The sequence below is a fragment of the Natronogracilivirga saccharolytica genome (assembly GCF_017921895.1).
Classification (GTDB): domain Bacteria; phylum Bacteroidota; class Rhodothermia; order Balneolales; family Natronogracilivirgulaceae; genus Natronogracilivirga; species Natronogracilivirga saccharolytica.
The window spans coordinates 37,194-54,006 of sequence record NZ_JAFIDN010000009.1 but is presented as its reverse complement, the minus strand read 5'-3'; the positions used below and the strand labels follow the sequence as shown (position 1 = coordinate 54,006).

The following is a 16,813-nucleotide window of genomic DNA, read 5'->3' as shown; positions in this document are numbered from 1 at the left end:
GATTGACGTAATTACTTCAAAAGCGCCCTTCCACACCGTATTCCCTGATCATTCATCCCTCCATCAAAAATCGAAATGTGTAAAATTCTTATGAACAACGGAATACAAAACTACCTGCTGCCGGTTCCGGTAGCGCTTTTCTTTGTTTTACTGCTGGGCTTCCAGAACATGCAAGCGCAACCGTTTTCTCCCGGCACTCCCGAAATACTCATTGAAAGCGAATCCCGCTACTTTATGAGTCCGAAATGGTCGCCGGACGGCTCCAGAATTGCCTTTACATCCGCAGAGTACCGCGGTCTGTGGACGGCATCGGCCGACGGCAGCGAAATCGAGCAGCTGAGCCAGGACGAGTCTGCCGGCTACGGTTTCAGCTGGTCTTCTGACGGCTCATCTATCCTCAGCCGCACGGCAAGTTATGAAGACCGTCACCGCCTGCATGCCGTCAAGCGCTTTGATGTTGAAACCAAAACCGAACACGTGATCAGGGACTACTCCCGGGAACGCACCGGAGTTCCACAGTGGACCGATATGGATCAGCGGATAGCCGTCCCCATGCGTGAGTCGATCGAAATGGTGGAATCGGGTATCCAACCGGCCGACAGGCAAAAGCGGCTTCTTGATGAAGCGGTTCTGGTCTCACGCGATAACCGGATTGAAAAAACACCGGTAGCTGATGAGCAACCCGAAGTCGTTGTGGAACTCGAAGACCGGAGAATTCTCAATATCACTCCCTCGCCGGACGGCAGTGTGATTGCCTTTCAGGTCATTGGGGAAGGACTGTTTCTGATCGATGCCGACGGAAGCGATCTGTGTGAACTCGGCAGAGGAGAAGATCCGGCCTGGACACCTGACGGTAAATATGTTATAGCGGTGATTACGGAAGATGACGGTCATCATATCACCGGTTCGGAAATTTATGCCATTGACATCGATACCGGTGAACGTCATCACCTCACCTCCGGCACCGATATGATTGCGCTTCATCCTTCCGTCTCACCTGACGGCACGCGAATAGCATTCACCGACAACGAATCCGGAAACATTTACGCCATGCCCATACGGTAGGCAACCCCGTGAATTACTTCAGCCTCTGTACCATGGAGTCCATATTAATGCCGGCACTCCCGGTGCACATCCTGTTGCACTGACGTAATCACATCATCACGTATTCATTCCAAAATTTCAAAAAAATGAGTCATTTTTTTACAGGGACAAACATAAAAGCAGCGGTCCTGCTGCCTGTTTTACTTGCACTGCTTATATCGACCCCGCCTGATGCCGAATCACAGGAGGTAACCGGACTCAGCGACTGGTCGATTTACATCGATCCCGGACACAGCCGGACCGAAAACATGGGACTTTTCAATTACTCCGAGGCCGAAAAGGTTCTGGAAGTATCGCTTATCCTGCGCGAGATGCTGGAGGAGCAGACCGATATTGAAGAAGTCTTTATGGCCCGCACCAACCATGAGCAGCAGGTGAGCCTTGCCGAAAGAACTAGCGATGCCAATGCCACAGGAGCAGACTTCTACTACTCCGTGCACAGTGACGCGGGGTCTCCTTCTGCCAACTCAACGCTTATGCTGTACGGGGGATGGAGAGAAAACGGGGAAACGGTCGAAAAAACTCCCAAAGGCGGAAAAGATTTCGGGGACATCATGGATGTGATTCTGACCGAATCCATGCGTATTGACCGCCGCGGAAACTATGCCGACCGGACGTTCTATCAGGGATTTCCGGAAAATCACGACAACAAATGGCCTTATCTGCATGTGAACAGGGAAACGGTTATGGCCTCGCTGCTGAGCGAAGCCGGTTTTCACACCAATCCGACCCAGCAGATGCGCAATCTCAATGAAGAGTGGCGCCGGCTTGAAGCCAAGGCTGCATTCTGGACCATCCTTGAGTATCATGACCTTGAGCGGCCGGAAGTCGGTATTGCCACCGGCTTCATTTCCGACTCCCAAAGCGGCGAAACGATCAACGGAGCTACGGTAACCATCGGCGAACACACCTATACCACCGACACGTACGAATCGCTGTTCCACCAATATTCCAATGACCCCGATGAGCTCAGCAACGGATTTTACTATATAGATGGCCTGATTCCCGGTGATACCGTTGAGGTGACTGTCGATTCGCCCAACCATTATGAAAAAACAGTTACCGCTGTTCTGGAAACGCACGATTTCACGTTTCTGGATGTCGAGCTGGAATCAAGCGAGGCTCCGCGCATTATTAACGTACATGCCTATACGCCGGTTGACGCACTGACACCTGGCGATGAGCTTGAACTCACCTTCAGCCGCATCCCCGACCCGGATTCTTTCGAGGATGCCGTGAGTTTTGATCCCGAAGCCGACTTTACGCTGGAATGGGAAGATGACTTTACTCTGATAATTACCACCGACTCACTTGATTTTGAGCAGGAATATACCCTGACGATCCGTGACATTGTGGTCGACAAATTCAACGGGAATGCCCTGGACGGGGATGGTGACGGAGAGCCGGGAGGCGACTATGTGCTGACAATCACCACTTCCGAGCCCGACACGGATCCACCGGCTTTGGTAGAATATTATCCATCTGCAGACAGTCCGGCACAGGAACAGCGTCCGGTCATCCGGATGGAATTTGACGAACCCATTGAGCTTGGCTCCGTCAGCAGGGATGCCGTCAACCTCGAAGGACCCGGAGGTACCATCAGGGGCTCAACGCAGCTCAATACGGTGAACAGGAGGAGCATCCTCCACTTTTTCCCGTCCTCTGATCTGGAGGATGGCGCCGAGTATACCGTAACCATAGCGGCCGGACTGGCCGACCGGTTCGGCAACACAACCGATGTCAAGGAGTTCCATTTTGTCGCCGAAATCCCTGAAATTGTCGATATGCAGGTTATAGATGATTTCAACGACGGAATTTCCGACTGGTGGGTTCCCCAGCAGAGCGGAAGCACAAGCGGTATCATCACCGATCTGACCGAACGGGAGCCTGAAACCCGGATTGTCAACGCTGCATCAGGAAGCAGCGGATCCATGCGGTTGAGTTACGGATGGGAGACGGATGCCTCAACACATCTGATTCGCCAGTATCTTGCTCCGGGTGCAGATCAGAACCTGCGGTTTGATGATTCCTATGTCCTTGAAGCGTATGTATTCGGTGACGGATCAGGAAACCGGTTCCGTTTCATGCTTCGTGACGGCAACAATGAGCTGGAAGGAAGCGAGTGGTATGACATCGACTGGAAAGGATGGAAACGGGTAGCCTGGGATTTGAGCAACGATCCGGTTGTGCCCTGGGTGAACGGCAATGGTCAGCTCAACGGCCAGCTCTATACCGACAGCTTCCAGCTTACCTGGGAAGAAGATGCCGCCACAACGGGTACCATCTATATAGATGATTACCGTATCGTGGAATATTACGAAAGGGAGCCCACATCGGGCAGCGATCATCTGGCTGATGTCCCCGATGAACTCAGTCTGGCCCAGAACTACCCGAACCCCTTCAATCCGACAACCGTTATCCGGTACGATTTGCCGAGTGCAAAGGATGTCACACTGGAGGTGTTCGACATGCTTGGCCGCAGAGTAACCGTGCTTGTTGACCAGCATATGGAGGCCGGTCAGCACGAAACGGAATGGGATGCCACTCAGGTATCCAGCGGCGTATATATTTACAAGCTGCAGGCCGGCAGTCAGACACTGACCAGGAAAATGACCCTGGTCAAGTAAGCAGCCGGCATCCGCATTTTTTTTCGTTAGTTATTACATTGTAGTATTACGAACCGGATCGAATAAAAGAATCGGGACCGTCCGGCGGGTATGATTTCCGAACCCGTGCTGACTGTTCCGGTTCTTTTTTGTGTCCGGCCTGTTATCTTGCAGCCAGACATTACAAATGATTTTAAGAGAACGATAAACTTCTAAAAACCTCAGGGACATGTCACAGGAAAAAAGACACATTGAAAAAGATCACAGCAAAAAAAAGAAGCTTTCCGGGAAGGATAGCAACCCGGATCATAGTAATGACACTCACTCAGGCAGCCTGACAACGGGATGCAACCGGCGCGATTTTGTCAAAAAACTGGCCCTTGGGGGTGCCGGACTGGGCCTGTTCACTCAGACCGGTATCGAAAAATCCTGGGCTGTTCAGCCCAAACGAAGCGGCAATTTCCGTTTTGTCCATCTGACCGACTCCCACGTCCGCCGCGGGCGCAAAGGCGATGAAGGATATATGCGCTGTGTGGAGCATGTGAAGGCGCTCAGTCCCAAACCGGACTTCGCACTGATGGGCGGAGACGGTCCGTTTGACGGTCTCTATACCGAAAAAGACGAATTTGACGATCAGATAGACCTCTATAAATCCATCTCCGATGATCTTGGCATGCCATGGTATCACTGCATGGGCAACCACGATGTACTTGGATGGAATTCGCGAAGAAAAGTCCCCGTAGATGATCCGGATATTGGCAAAACCATGATCATGAACAAGCTTGGCATGGACAAAAGCTACTTCAGCTTCAATAAGTTTGGCTGGCATTTTGTTGTTCTTGACTGTATTCATGAAGTTGATGCCGATCACGGCCCTTCCTACATCGCCAAAATCGGTGAGGAACAGCTCGACTGGCTCCGTTTTGATCTTGCCGCGCACGCGAATATGCCGGTTGTTGCCATCACGCATATCGCCGCATTTTCTCATCTGGGTCAGATCAATCAGGATCCCGACATGCCCTCCATGCACGGACGTGTCATCCAGAATACCCGGGATCTGCGCTGGGTGCTTGAGCGTCACGGAAATGTCAGGGCATTACTGCAGGGACACACCCACATCAACGAAGACTTCAAGTATAACGACATCTGGTACGTCACCAGTCAGTCCGTCAGCGCTGCCTGGTGGGGCGGAAACTGGATCGGTTTCAAGCCGGGATACAACGTGTTCGATGTCAACGAGGACAAACTGACCTGGCATCGCCGCACATTTGAGTGGGAACACCATCTTGAGGAAGAAGATGACCTCGAGCGCGAGCGTATTGCCGAACAGGAGGCCTTTGAAGAAGAGCAGGAATATCTGAGGCGCAAGGAGCTGGCCAAAGCTGCAGAAAAAAGTGAATAACAAGACATGCAACATGAGAATTTGATTAAAATGAATCCTTCAGATATTGAATCATTGCCTGAAAATGCCGGATCCGTTGCCGGCCGGAACCGTGCATCGTTCAAACGGACATCAAATCCGGTTATGCATTGCCTCAAGGGGTTTCTTGCATTGCTGATGCTGGGATTAACCTGTCAGCTGCCGGCTTCCGCTACAGCAGGTTCTTCGGTTTCAGCAGACATCTCCCCCTTCCCCATCCATGGTGTTGTGGAAGGATTTTACGGCAGCCACTGGACCCCGGAGGAACGCCTTGACGTCATCCGCTTCATGGGCGAGGTCGGCCTCCAGTCCTACTTCTATGCCCCGAAGGATGATCCCTACCACCGCTCACGCTGGCGCGAGCCTTATGCCGGGGAGCAGCTTGAGATTTTCGAAGAACTCCTGGTGAAGGCCGAAAAAAACGATGTGATCATTTATTATGCCATCAGCCCGGGTCTTGACATGGTCTACTCCAGCGAGGATGACTATCAGGCGCTGCTGGACAAAATGGAGGCCATGATCGATCTTGGCATTACCCACGTGGCTTTGTTCCTGGATGATGTTCCGGAGACATTGAATCACGAAGAGGACATGGAAGAGTTCGATAATCTGGGGGAAGCCCATGTCCATGTGATCAACCGTTTGTACGAAGACCTCAAGGAACGCGGAACCGAGCTTGTGGTCTGCCCGACCACCTACACCGATGCCTGGGGTAACCGGGAATATGTCTATACACTTGGCGAAGGGGTGCCGGAGGAGGTTCCTCTTTTCTGGACAGGCACGGACGTTGCCATTTCTCACATCACGGCGGAAGAGGCCCGGAACTGGGGCGAAAAGATGCAGCGCAAGCCGCTGATCTGGGACAACTTTCCGGTCAATGACTTCGACTCCTGGCGCGTTTTTCTCGGTCCGCTTGAAGGACGTGACCCCGATCTGGCGAAGACCACCACCGGAATTGTCTCCAATCCCATGAACCAGCCCTATGCTTCCATGATCCCGATGGCGACTGTGGCCTACTACGCACTGGATCCGTACAACTATGAGCCTGAGCCGGCTCTTGACAGGGCGCTGAACGAACTGTTCCCGGATGACGCAATTCCGCACATCCGTGAGCTGATTGCCCTTTACAGAGAGCACGGATGGGATGACAATGTTTTCACACCGATCTACACCCCCGGCAAACCCTTTCACGTGGCAACCATTGCCGAAGGTCTTGGCCGGTTCCAGGGTGCCATCGAATCGCTCATTTCGCTGGGTTATGAACCGTTCGATGACGATAATGAGACAAACGGGGACTCCCCGGACAATGACGGCTCATCAGAATATGACGAAGATACCGCCACCGGATCCGCAGATGATGACCGGCAAACCCGGCGTGTCCGGGGACTGGTCTCCGAACTGATTCCGTTTCTGGAAGACACCCGCGATGATTTTGAAGCGATGGTAGCCGATCCGGCTTATTATGTCGACCGCCGCGGCAAGCTGCAATACCGGGTCGGCCGTCAGACCCTTACCGCCCGGGAAGCGCCATTCGATGTGGACATGTCCGGCGATCTCAGCGAGTGGGAATACGAAGGATTCTACTCCATCCCGGTGGCCGGCAACACGACCGGACGACCGCCTGAAACCGCTGTCGTCCATGACGATACTCATCTCTATTTCGGGATGCGGTTTTACCGGGAAGGCCGGCTTGCACCCGGGGAACCGTTTTTTCAGGGTGATCATATCATGCTGATTGTGGACACGGATCCCGATGATCCGGTGACCTGGATCAAACCACAGGATCCGGTCATTGTAATGAGACCGGAGCCCGACACTGATGATGAAGATGGCAACGATAACGATGCTGATGATTCCGGAAATAACAATGAGGAGGAGGTCACCTCTGATGTGGCAGCAGGTGCATCCGCTCAGCGGCTTGCCGACGAAGAAATCGAATGGCAGGAGCCCGGTTATAAAGTCCGCGTGATGGACCTGACGCCTTTTACACAACGGGGTATTTCGGACATTCACCTGTACACGCTGACCGGTTTCTTCTATCATCAGGTTACCAACCCTTTCCGCAGCCTGACCAAAACGTTCGCCGAGGAGGTTTCATTCGGATGGAAGGAGACGGATTACGGCTACAGTGCCGTGATTGCGGTACCGCATGGCGGCAAATCCGAAATGAGAGCCACCATTGCCGGACTGATGACATCCGAAACGGACGACGGACGGGATTCGCACCGGTTTCTCTTATCCGCACGCCCCTACCTTGGAAATACCTACACTTTTCCGCTTATCCGTCTGACGGGCATGGAGAAGTAATATGTTAATGTTTCACACTTATAATATTATCTGTTATGACAAAAAATGACTCTCTGGAGGCGCTCCGTGCCGGGAAGCGGCTGGTCTCGCTGGATGTATTCCGCGGTGCGACCATTGCCTCCATGATTCTGGTCAACAACCCCGGCACCTGGGGTGCCATCTATCCGCCGCTGCGTCACGCCGAGTGGCATGGCTGGACGGTCACTGATCTAATTTTTCCGTTCTTCCTCTTCATTGTCGGTGTATCGGTCGTGCTTGCCTTTACCAAAGCGCTGGCTAAAGGTGCAGAGGACAATGTACTTGTGCGCAAAACCTTTACCCGGTCGCTCATCATCTTTGGCCTGGGCCTTCTGATGGCCGGATATCCCTACTTCACTTTTGATCCTTCCTTCGGGATACATCAGAACCTGTCTGAAATCAGGATCATGGGTGTTCTTCAGCGCATTGCCATATGCTATCTGGTGGCATCGGTAATGTTCATCTACCTGAAGCCGCGTACCATTGTCTACAGCATTGCCGGTATTCTGGTCGGATACTGGGCATTGATGATGCTGGTTCCGGTGCCGGGACACGGTGCGGGCATGATTGACGAGCCGCATACCAACCTGGCTGCCTACATCGACCAGCTGATTTTTGCGGATGTGCACCTGTATCGCAACGGGCCCTACGATCCCGAAGGACTATTCAGCACCATTCCGGCAATTGGTACTACCCTTCTGGGTGTGATGACAGGTATCATTCTGATGTCGGACCGTGACCCGATTGAAAAGACGGCCCGGTTCCTTCTCTGGGGCTTCTTTTTTGCCGCTATCGGTTATGTGTGGGACTGGTTTTTCCCGATCAACAAACCGATCTGGACCAGCTCGTACGCTATATTCACGGCCGGTGTTGGTATGCAGCTGTTCGGCATCTGCTACTGGCTGATTGACGTCAAAGGATACCAGCGCCTGACCCGTCCCTTCGTTGTGTATGGTGTCAATGCGCTTACCGTCTTCTTTATGAGCGGTATTGTGGCCCGCACTCTCAACCTGATACAGATTCCGGTTGCCGGTGAATACATCAGCCTGCAGCGGGTTATTTTCTCCAATGTATTTCTGCCGTTTGCCTCGGAGATCAACGCTTCACTGATGTACGCGATCACATGGATTGTTATCTGGTACTTCATCCTGAGCTACATGTATCGCAAAAACATCATCGTCAAGGTGTGATGAGCTCCTTGATGTCATTGTGAGTTGCGCCGGGATGTAATGGTGATGAACAGAATGATATAATGATGCGTACTTGGCGATCCGCCATTCATTAATGAGCAGCCACTAAACAAAAATGCCCGGCCTCCTGATGGAAGCCGGGCATTTTTTTATGGTAATGATCGTTTGCGTTTCTTCGGACTCACCGGCTGACTACCGGGTCTTCCGAAAAACCGAAGCATCCATTATTTGATCAGGGTCATCTGACGGGTCTTAACAAATTCACCGGCAGTGACTCTGTACAGGTAGATACCGCTGGCCAGTCTGGTGGCATCAAATTCAACGGTATGAACTCCTGCCTCGCGCTGCTCATTGACCAGTGTCGCAACCCGCTCTCCGGTGACTGAATAAACATCAAGGCGCACATCCATGGTTTCGGGGATAGTGAACTCGATATTTGTCGTCGGGTTGAACGGATTGGGGTAGTTCTGGTTCAGAGCGAAATCGTAGGCACGGTCCACTTCGGAGTCTGTCGGCACCATCCGGGTGATATCCAGTGCAAACGGCTCTTCGGCTCTTTCCGTCCAGTCAGCAAGTTCCGCTGTAACGGTCCAGCTTCCGCTGAATGTTTCGCCGCCATCCACTCCGAGATCTTCCAGAGCGCCATCCACCTGTCCGGCGGTAAGCGTGAGTGAATTTGCTTCGCCGCCACGATCGGCAGGCAGGCTCAGCTCAGGATCGTCGAAGTCGCTACCGGCAATATCGAGATGCCAGGTGAAGTCCATGCTGCGGAATGAATCCCATGCCTCAAAGTCTTCATCCACAACTACTTCGCCTGTGAAGGTGTAGGAGTTGACCATGACATCATCCAGGTAGAAGGAACCTTCAACGTCTCCTTCCTGGCTGAACCGAACATAGTACTCGCCTTCGCGCTCAATGGCGATCTGATGGAAGGACCAGTCCACGTTGATGTCACCGGTGCCACCGTCTTCGGCCTCAAGCGTTTTGAGCTCTTCCCACTCATGTCCGTCATCGGATATCTCGATTACCATATCGAGTACCGTGGCGTTGCTGAATGTGGAAGCCCAGAAGCTGAGCGTATCGGGGTTCTCCAGAAGCGGTGTCTGCAGCCATGCGTCCACGTCATTTTCTGTGCCGATGTAGCGTCCGTCGCCGCTTTCACCGTCTCCGATATGGGCAAACTGGTCATCGAGCAGTTCACCGTTGTAGCGGGACCATGCAATTGTTGACTGCGGGAACTCCCAGCTTATTTCGATGTCACCGTCAATGTCTTCGAGATTGATTCCGGTGCCATCTTCCGGCTCGAGCAATGCAAAAGCGCGGATATCGGGCTCGGGAACCAGAATGATATCGCCTTCAAATGCACCCATGTAGGGATTGGCTTCATCACGCGGGTTGCCGTCAAAGTCGGTCGTCACATCCTCTATGGGAGTACCGGCCAGATTGACATCGCCAACCGATTCACCGGCGAGGCGCCAGTTGTCGATATCCTCAAATTCAACCACGACACTTGCCGAGCGCTGGTCATTGCCCGTTTCCATAGCCCAGTCAGCGAGCGTCTCAAACCGTTCTTCACCGAGTTGCGCAACATGGGCGTCTTCATCAGCAACAACAAGATTGTTGTAGTTGGATGAGAACTGTCCGGCGCCTGCAAGCCACTCAATGGCAAGTGCCCGGTCGTTTTCTATCTCGTTGTGCACGATGTTGTTGCGGAAGTCATAGCTTTCACCGGAAGCTTCAATTCCGGCATCAAAGCCTACAGCTGCCGAGATATTTACATCCGGGTTTCCGGTAAACCGGAACGTGTTATGGTATACATTCATATCGGCAACACTTCCGGCGTTGTTTATGACGATACCATAGAAGTTATTGTCCTGCAGATCACCTTCATTGACGAGCTCGCCGCCGAACAGGTTATTGGCGACAGTAATGGTACCAGAATTGAAGTTGGTCACAATAGAACCGGCATAAGCGGTAGTATCTGACGCATTTACCGCAAGGCGTGCGATGTTGTTCTCACGAACCACCGTTTCACCGTCCATCAATACCATGTAAATCCCGGTGTTATAAGCGCGATCTTCAGCCACATTGTGCAATTCGATGTGGTTGCCCACATATTCGTTGTCAATGTTGTAGAATGTGGTAATCGCCCGGGCGCTGGCATAGATTTCGTTGTGATATACCAGACCATGGTTAAGGTTGTCAGCACTTCCCAGAAGCTGCACACCCTCGGCAAACGGATAGTCAGGGCTGCCGAACAGGTTATTGCGAACCAATAGATCGGTCGGTACAGCAGAGTCAGCGTCATTTCGCCGTGACCGGATACCGGTATGAACGTCACCTGTGGCGGATTCGAAAATCACATTTTCAATAGTTACTTCAGGTGAACCGCCCAGCACCGAAATCATGCGTTCTGTTACTCCGTCCTGTTCAAGTATGGTCAGGTTGCGGTTGTTCGCATTGTCATTGTTCCCGTTATTATTATTGTCATTGTTGTTGACATCATTGTTCCCGGAACCGTCAATGGTAACATATCCGGTATTGAACAGAGTGATTCCGGCACCTCCGCCTTCCACACCAACGGTGTCGGCAACGGTAATCGTGGGGTACGCACCCGGAGCCGGGGTTATCAGCAGCGGGCTGTTTTCTGTCACGTCGGCATCAACCAGAGCGAGTTCGTTATAGGACTCATCCAGGTCATCGGTGATATAGAATGTCACCGGACCGTTTGTCCCCACAGCATTGAGCGTATCGAAAGCTTCCTGAAGCGACTCAAATCCACGGGGCTCATCACCCTGCGGGATATGGTAGCTGCCGAGCAGTTCATCGGTTAAAATATCATCGGCGTCAAATGTGAAGTTGAACAGGCCGCTGTTGGTGACCAGGAAGGTCAGGGTCGAGGTCGCCGGATCAAAACCAACGTCAGCAACACGGAAGTCATTGGGATTGACGGTCAGGTCTTCCGTTACGGCAACAACAAGCGGAGCATTCAGGTCGGAAATATCGATCACTGAGAAGACATTATCTTCCGGAGCACGGATACCGGTGACCAGAAATTGTTCATCACCGTTTTCTATTAGTTCAAGCTCGCCGTTTCCTTCAGCAATAACATCATCACCGATTTCTGCGAGTACGTTGCCATCGCGGTCCATCTTGACGATGGGAGCGTCACGTCCGTTGATCCAGATGGCATCTTCGCCGGGGGCATCAATAACGGATGCATTGGCATTATCCTCGTAGGGCATTGTGATGACTTCCGGGTCATCAAGCTCGCCTTCATCTGCATTCCATGTAAATTCGGCAAGCTGGTCGGAAAATGTTCCGGAGGCATAGACTCTTACATCATCGCCCGTTCCGATAACACCAAAACCGTCGCCGACTCTGTCTCCGATCGGATTGCCATCAAATACCATGGCAGGTTCGGCTTCTTCATCTTCCCATCTGTAAATCCGGTATTCCGGACCATTCAGGGAAAAGTTGCCGACGAAAATCTGTCCGTCATCGGAAACATCTATGCGGTTAATGGCAAACATGCCTCCTTCTACTCCGGTCAGATCCAGTTCTCCGACCTCGGATCCGTCCTCAGAGTCCAGAACCACAATCTGGTCACCGTCGGCCCGGGTGGCTACCAGAACGTGTCCGGTTTCGGGGTTAACTGCGATACCCCGGGTTTCATTTGCGGAATCTGACAACCAGTCTACCTCTTCTTCAATAGTTTGCCAGTTGGGCCCGTCCAGCACAGACTGGGCACCCGCCCTGTTCAGTCCCGCAATGGACAACAGTCCAAAAACGATACCAAATAACAAGAGCTTCTGTATTATTCGATTCATAGCTTCTCCTTTTCAGTCATTATTTGTTGATTAGAAATAATTAGCGACACATTACAAGGTATCCAACGGTAATATCCACCGGCATGATTGAGAAGAAAATCCCTGTAAGTACGTCCCTGTATTGTTGCGTTAGACGCTATAATTTGCATGTCAGCATGAAGCGCTTCCAGGTACAAGCATGTTTGTTATTGAAAGTGCAAAAAAAACGTACTTAATTCTGACTGCATATGCAATAAAGACCTGTTTTGTTTACTACTGTTTACTGTCTTTTGCAAGTGTTTACAGTATACTGCACCCGCAGACTCATCTAATCTGAACAACGAGAGTTTGCTCCATTTTTTGAATTGTCTGTATAAAAACAACAAGCCCGACCTCCATTCGGAAGCCGGGCTTGTTGTTACATGCTTATTTTTTCAGAGATCAGGTCTTATGCGGCAATCTGCACCAATTAAGACCGACTCATCTACAGCGTGGAGTTATTATTTGATCAGAGTCATCTGACGGGTTTGTACAAAATCTCCGGCAGTAACTCTATAGAGATAGATACCGCTTGCCAGTCTGGTGGCATCAAATTCAACGGTATGGACACCAGCCTGTCGCTGCTCGTTAACGAGTGTAGCTACACGTTGACCGGTTACCGAATACACATCCAGCTTTACGTCCATGGTGGAAGGCAGTGTAAACTCGATTCGTGTTGTTGGATTGAACGGGTTAGGATAGTTTTGGCGAACATTGAATTCGTAAGCCAGATCCACTTCCGTTCCGGTTGGAACGCGTCGTGTCAGACTGATGCCAAACGGCTGTTCAGCAAACTCAACCCAATCGGCAATCTCTGCTGTTACTGTCCAGCTTCCGGTGAAAGTTGCGCCCGGATCAACATCAATGTTTTCCAGTGCGGCATCAACTTGTCCCGGTGTCAGTGTCAACGAAGTTGCTTCACCACTTCGATCTGATGCCAGGCTCAGAGCAGGGCTGCTGAAGTCACTTCCGGCTACATCAAGATGCCAGGTATACTGGATACTGCGGAAAGACTCCCACACTTCGAAGTCTTCATCGATAACGATTTCACCGGTAAACGTATAGGAATTAACGGTTACATCGTCAAGGTAGAATGATCCGGCCACATTGCCGGTCTGGCTGAACCGAATATAGAATTCACCTTCGCGCTCGACAGGAACCTGATGATAGGACCAGTCAACGTTGATGTCACCGGTTCCGCCATCTTCAGCTACCAGCGTTTCCAGTTCTTCCCAATCCTGGCCGTCTTCAGAAATCTCGATTACCATATCCAGGACTGTTGCGTTGCTGAATGTGGAAGCCCAGAAGCTCAATGTATCCGGATTCTGGAGAAGCGGGGTTTGCAGCCAGGCATCCACGTCGTTTTGGGTGCCGATGTAACGGCCGTCACCGCTTTCACCTTCACCGACATGGGCAAACTGATCGTCGAGAAGTTGACCGTTATACCGCGCCCATGCTACAGTTGACTGCGGGAACTCCCAGCTGATCTCTACATTTTCTTCCAGTTCGCCAAGATCAACATCAGCACCATCAGCCGGTTGAAGAAGTGCAAACGGACGGATATCAGGCTCAACTATAAGAACGGCATCACCCTCAAAAGCACCCATGTAAGGATTATCGGAATCACGCATGTTGCCTTCGAAGTCAGTATTTACTGCCGCAATCGGTGTACCGGCAAGATTCAGATCACCAATGGATTCACCGGCAAGACGCCAGTTGTCAGCGGCTTCAAACTCCACCGGAACGCTCGAAGAACGCTGATCACGCTGAGTTTCCATGACCCATTCTGATAGCGTTGCAAACGTTTCATCGCCGAGTTGCATAAGGTTCGCATCTTCATTGGCAACCACGTAGTTATTATAGTTGCTGTTGAATTGACCTGCGGAACCAAGCCAGTGAATAGCAAGTGCAGCATCATTGCCGGTCTCGTTGTGGATGATATTGTTACGGAAATCATAGCTTTCACCCGTAGCTTCCACACCTTCAAATCCAACGCCTGCGGTTCTACCCGCCTCTTCTCCATCAAGGAAACGGAACGTGTTGTGGTAGACATCCATGCTTGCAACACTACCGGCATTATTAATGGCAATGCCGTAGAAGTTGTTATCGGCTACCGGTCCTTCGTTAACAGGCATACCGCCAAACAGGTTATTGGCTATGGTCATGGTGCCCTCATTGAAGTTGGTTACAATGGAAGCCGCATACGCACTTTCATCTGTAGCATTCACCGCAAGTCGGGTGATATTATTTTCACGGACAACAGTCTCTCCTTTCATAAGAACAAAATAGATACCTGCATTCCATGACCGGTCTACACCAACATTGTGCTGTTCTATAGTGTTTCCTACAAATGTATTGTCGATGTTGTGAAATGTTGCAACACCCCGGCCGGCAGTATAAATGTTATTACCATGCACATGGACATTGATAGGACGATCAGCGGTTCCCCAGAGCGTCATGCCGTCAGCAAAAGGATTATCCTGGCTGCCGATCTGATTATTTTGAATCATCAAGTTTACAGGAACTGCAGTATCGGCATCATCACGTCGCGCACGAATACCGGTCGAACCGCCACCCTCAGCAAGCAGGACGGTGTTTTTAATTGTGACATTTTCCGATCCGGAAAGAACCGAAATCAATCGGTTGGTGACTCCCTCGGTCTCCAGAATCGTAAGGTCGCGAGACGTACCGCCGACCGTGTTGGAACCATCGATGGTAACCCAATCTGTATTAAACACGGTAATACCTGCACTACCGCCTTCCACACCAACAGTATCAGCAACCGTGATCGTCGGTGTCGCACCTGCAGCCGGCTTGATGCGCAGTGAATTACGCTCGCTAATATTTTTACTTTCCAGCACCAACTCGTTGTAAGATTCATCAAGGTCTTCAGCTATGAAGAAGGTCACCGGACCATTTGATCCTGCGGAACCCAGTGAATCAAAAGCCTGCTTTAGTGATTCGAAGCCTCTGGGAAAATCACCCTGGGGGATGTAATATTCGCCCAAAAGTTCTTCTGTCACAATTTCATCTGCATCTATCGTGAAATTAAAGAGACCGCTGTTGGTTACCAGTACGGTAAGCGTTGATGTCGGCTGATCGAATGCCACATCGGCTACACGGAAATCATTGGGATGTATGGTGAGATCCTTGGTTTCAGCGATAACATAGGGAGCATTTTCATCAGAGATATCGATAATGGAAAATACGTTGTCATCAGGTGCACGTACACCGGTCAACAGGAATGTGTTGCCATCTATTGTCATGATATCAAGCTCTCCATTTCCATTGGCAACAACACTTTCCGGAATCTGATTGAGCACATTACCGTCCATGTCGATTTTGACAATCGGAGCATCCCGTCCGTTAATCCATAGTGCTTCCTCATCGGGTGCTTTAACAATACTGGCATTGGCATTGTCTTCATTCGGCAAACTGATCAGCCTTGGCCCATCCAGCATTTCTTCAGACGGATCCCATGTAAACTCGGCAAGCTGGGTCTGAAATGTTCCGGATACGTAAACTTTGATATCATCTCCGGTACCGGTTACGCCAAATCCGTCACCTACCCGGTCGCCATAAGGATCGCCATCCCATACCATCTTGGCATCGGCATCTTCATCAGCCCACCAGTAAATACGATGTTCAGGGCCATTGAGTGAAAAATTGGTTACAAAAATCTGGCCATCATCTGTTACGGATATTCGGTTTACCGGAAAAAAACCACCGCTGACAGCACCGATTTCAAGGTTTTTGACTACAGAGCCATCCGCAGGATCCAAAACCTTCACCTCGGTTCCATCTGCGCGGGTTGCGACAATAATGTTTCCTGTCACCGGATTTGCGGCAACTCCCCGGGTCTGGTTGCCGGAATCGGAAAGCCAGTCCACACTGTCTGCCACAACTTCCCAGTTGGGGGTATCAAGCAAAGCTTGCGCTTCGGCCTGTTTAGTAGCGCTGACAGACAGTAGTCCAACCAGTGCGACACTCAACAACAGCCGTTGTAATAGTCGATTCATAGTTTCTCCATTATTTAATGTTCCTGAATGTTTCATAAACCATAAAAGGACCGGTCACATCCAACAGCTTACATCCGGAATCACTTTGTGATGCAATGAACCTTCTGTCGAATGCTCGTCCCTGTTACGTCCTTTTCCTGTATTTGCAGCAATTGCATCTACAAGTGCTGGCAGCGCTTCCCGACCGGGAAACCTGGTTTACACAGCTTTACAAACCTACTTAATTTTATCGCTTTTTGCAATATCTATTAACATCTTTTATGAAATATCGTACGCAGGTTCTCACCCTTACAGTGATGTA

General features: G+C 51.0%; 7 protein-coding genes. 5 read left to right on the top strand and 2 right to left on the bottom strand.

Annotation, left to right across the window (positions count from 1 at the left end; genetic code table 11):
• Nucleotides 1–75: 75 nt before the first annotated feature.
• The 5 genes from NATSA_RS11250 (at nucleotide 76) to NATSA_RS11230 (ending at nucleotide 8,645) form a co-directional block, all read left to right on the top strand.
• Nucleotides 76–1,065: a TolB-like translocation protein gene (locus NATSA_RS11250; RefSeq protein WP_210512694.1), complete on the top strand. Its 990-nt coding sequence runs from the start codon at nucleotides 76–78 to the stop codon at nucleotides 1,063–1,065.
• Nucleotides 1,066–1,190: 125 nt separating this feature from the next.
• Nucleotides 1,191–3,731 carry an Ig-like domain-containing protein gene (locus tag NATSA_RS11245; RefSeq protein ID WP_210512693.1) on the top strand — a complete coding sequence of 847 codons (2,541 nt, stop codon included), beginning with the start codon at nucleotides 1,191–1,193 and terminating at the stop codon, nucleotides 3,729–3,731.
• A gap of 208 nt (nucleotides 3,732–3,939) precedes the next feature.
• A complete protein-coding gene (locus NATSA_RS11240; protein ID WP_210512691.1) occupies nucleotides 3,940–5,112 on the top strand; it encodes a metallophosphoesterase family protein in 1,173 nt (390 codons plus the stop codon).
• 30 nt (nucleotides 5,113–5,142) lie between these two features.
• Nucleotides 5,143–7,437, top strand: coding sequence for a protein O-GlcNAcase (locus NATSA_RS11235; protein ID WP_210512688.1), 2,295 nt, complete (start codon nucleotides 5,143–5,145; stop codon nucleotides 7,435–7,437).
• Between the two features lie 35 nt (nucleotides 7,438–7,472).
• Nucleotides 7,473–8,645, top strand: a complete 1,173-nt coding sequence (locus tag NATSA_RS11230; RefSeq protein ID WP_210512686.1) for an acyltransferase family protein — start codon at nucleotides 7,473–7,475, stop codon at nucleotides 8,643–8,645.
• 224 nt (nucleotides 8,646–8,869) lie between these two features.
• Here the strand turns inward: NATSA_RS11230 and NATSA_RS11225 are convergent, their stop codons facing one another.
• Nucleotides 8,870–12,475: a T9SS type A sorting domain-containing protein gene (locus tag NATSA_RS11225; protein ID WP_210512684.1), complete on the bottom strand. Its 3,606-nt coding sequence runs from the start codon at nucleotides 12,473–12,475 to the stop codon at nucleotides 8,870–8,872.
• A gap of 479 nt (nucleotides 12,476–12,954) precedes the next feature.
• A complete protein-coding gene (locus tag NATSA_RS11220; protein ID WP_210512682.1) occupies nucleotides 12,955–16,512 on the bottom strand; it encodes a T9SS type A sorting domain-containing protein in 3,558 nt (1,185 codons plus the stop codon).
• Between the last annotated feature and the right edge of the window lie 301 nt (nucleotides 16,513–16,813).

Excerpts from the sequence above, each read along its gene's own strand:
- NATSA_RS11250 (WP_210512694.1), top strand. The coding sequence starts at position 76 with ATGTGTAAAATTCTTATGAACAACGGAATACAAAACTACCTGCTGCCG.
- NATSA_RS11220 (WP_210512682.1), bottom strand. The coding sequence starts at position 16,512 with ATGAATCGACTATTACAACGGCTGTTGTTGAGTGTCGCACTGGTTGGA.
- NATSA_RS11235 (WP_210512688.1), top strand. The coding sequence starts at position 5,143 with ATGAATCCTTCAGATATTGAATCATTGCCTGAAAATGCCGGATCCGTT.
- NATSA_RS11230 (WP_210512686.1), top strand. The coding sequence starts at position 7,473 with ATGACAAAAAATGACTCTCTGGAGGCGCTCCGTGCCGGGAAGCGGCTG.
- NATSA_RS11225 (WP_210512684.1), bottom strand. The coding sequence starts at position 12,475 with ATGAATCGAATAATACAGAAGCTCTTGTTATTTGGTATCGTTTTTGGA.
- NATSA_RS11240 (WP_210512691.1), top strand. The coding sequence starts at position 3,940 with ATGTCACAGGAAAAAAGACACATTGAAAAAGATCACAGCAAAAAAAAG.
- NATSA_RS11245 (WP_210512693.1), top strand. The coding sequence starts at position 1,191 with ATGAGTCATTTTTTTACAGGGACAAACATAAAAGCAGCGGTCCTGCTG.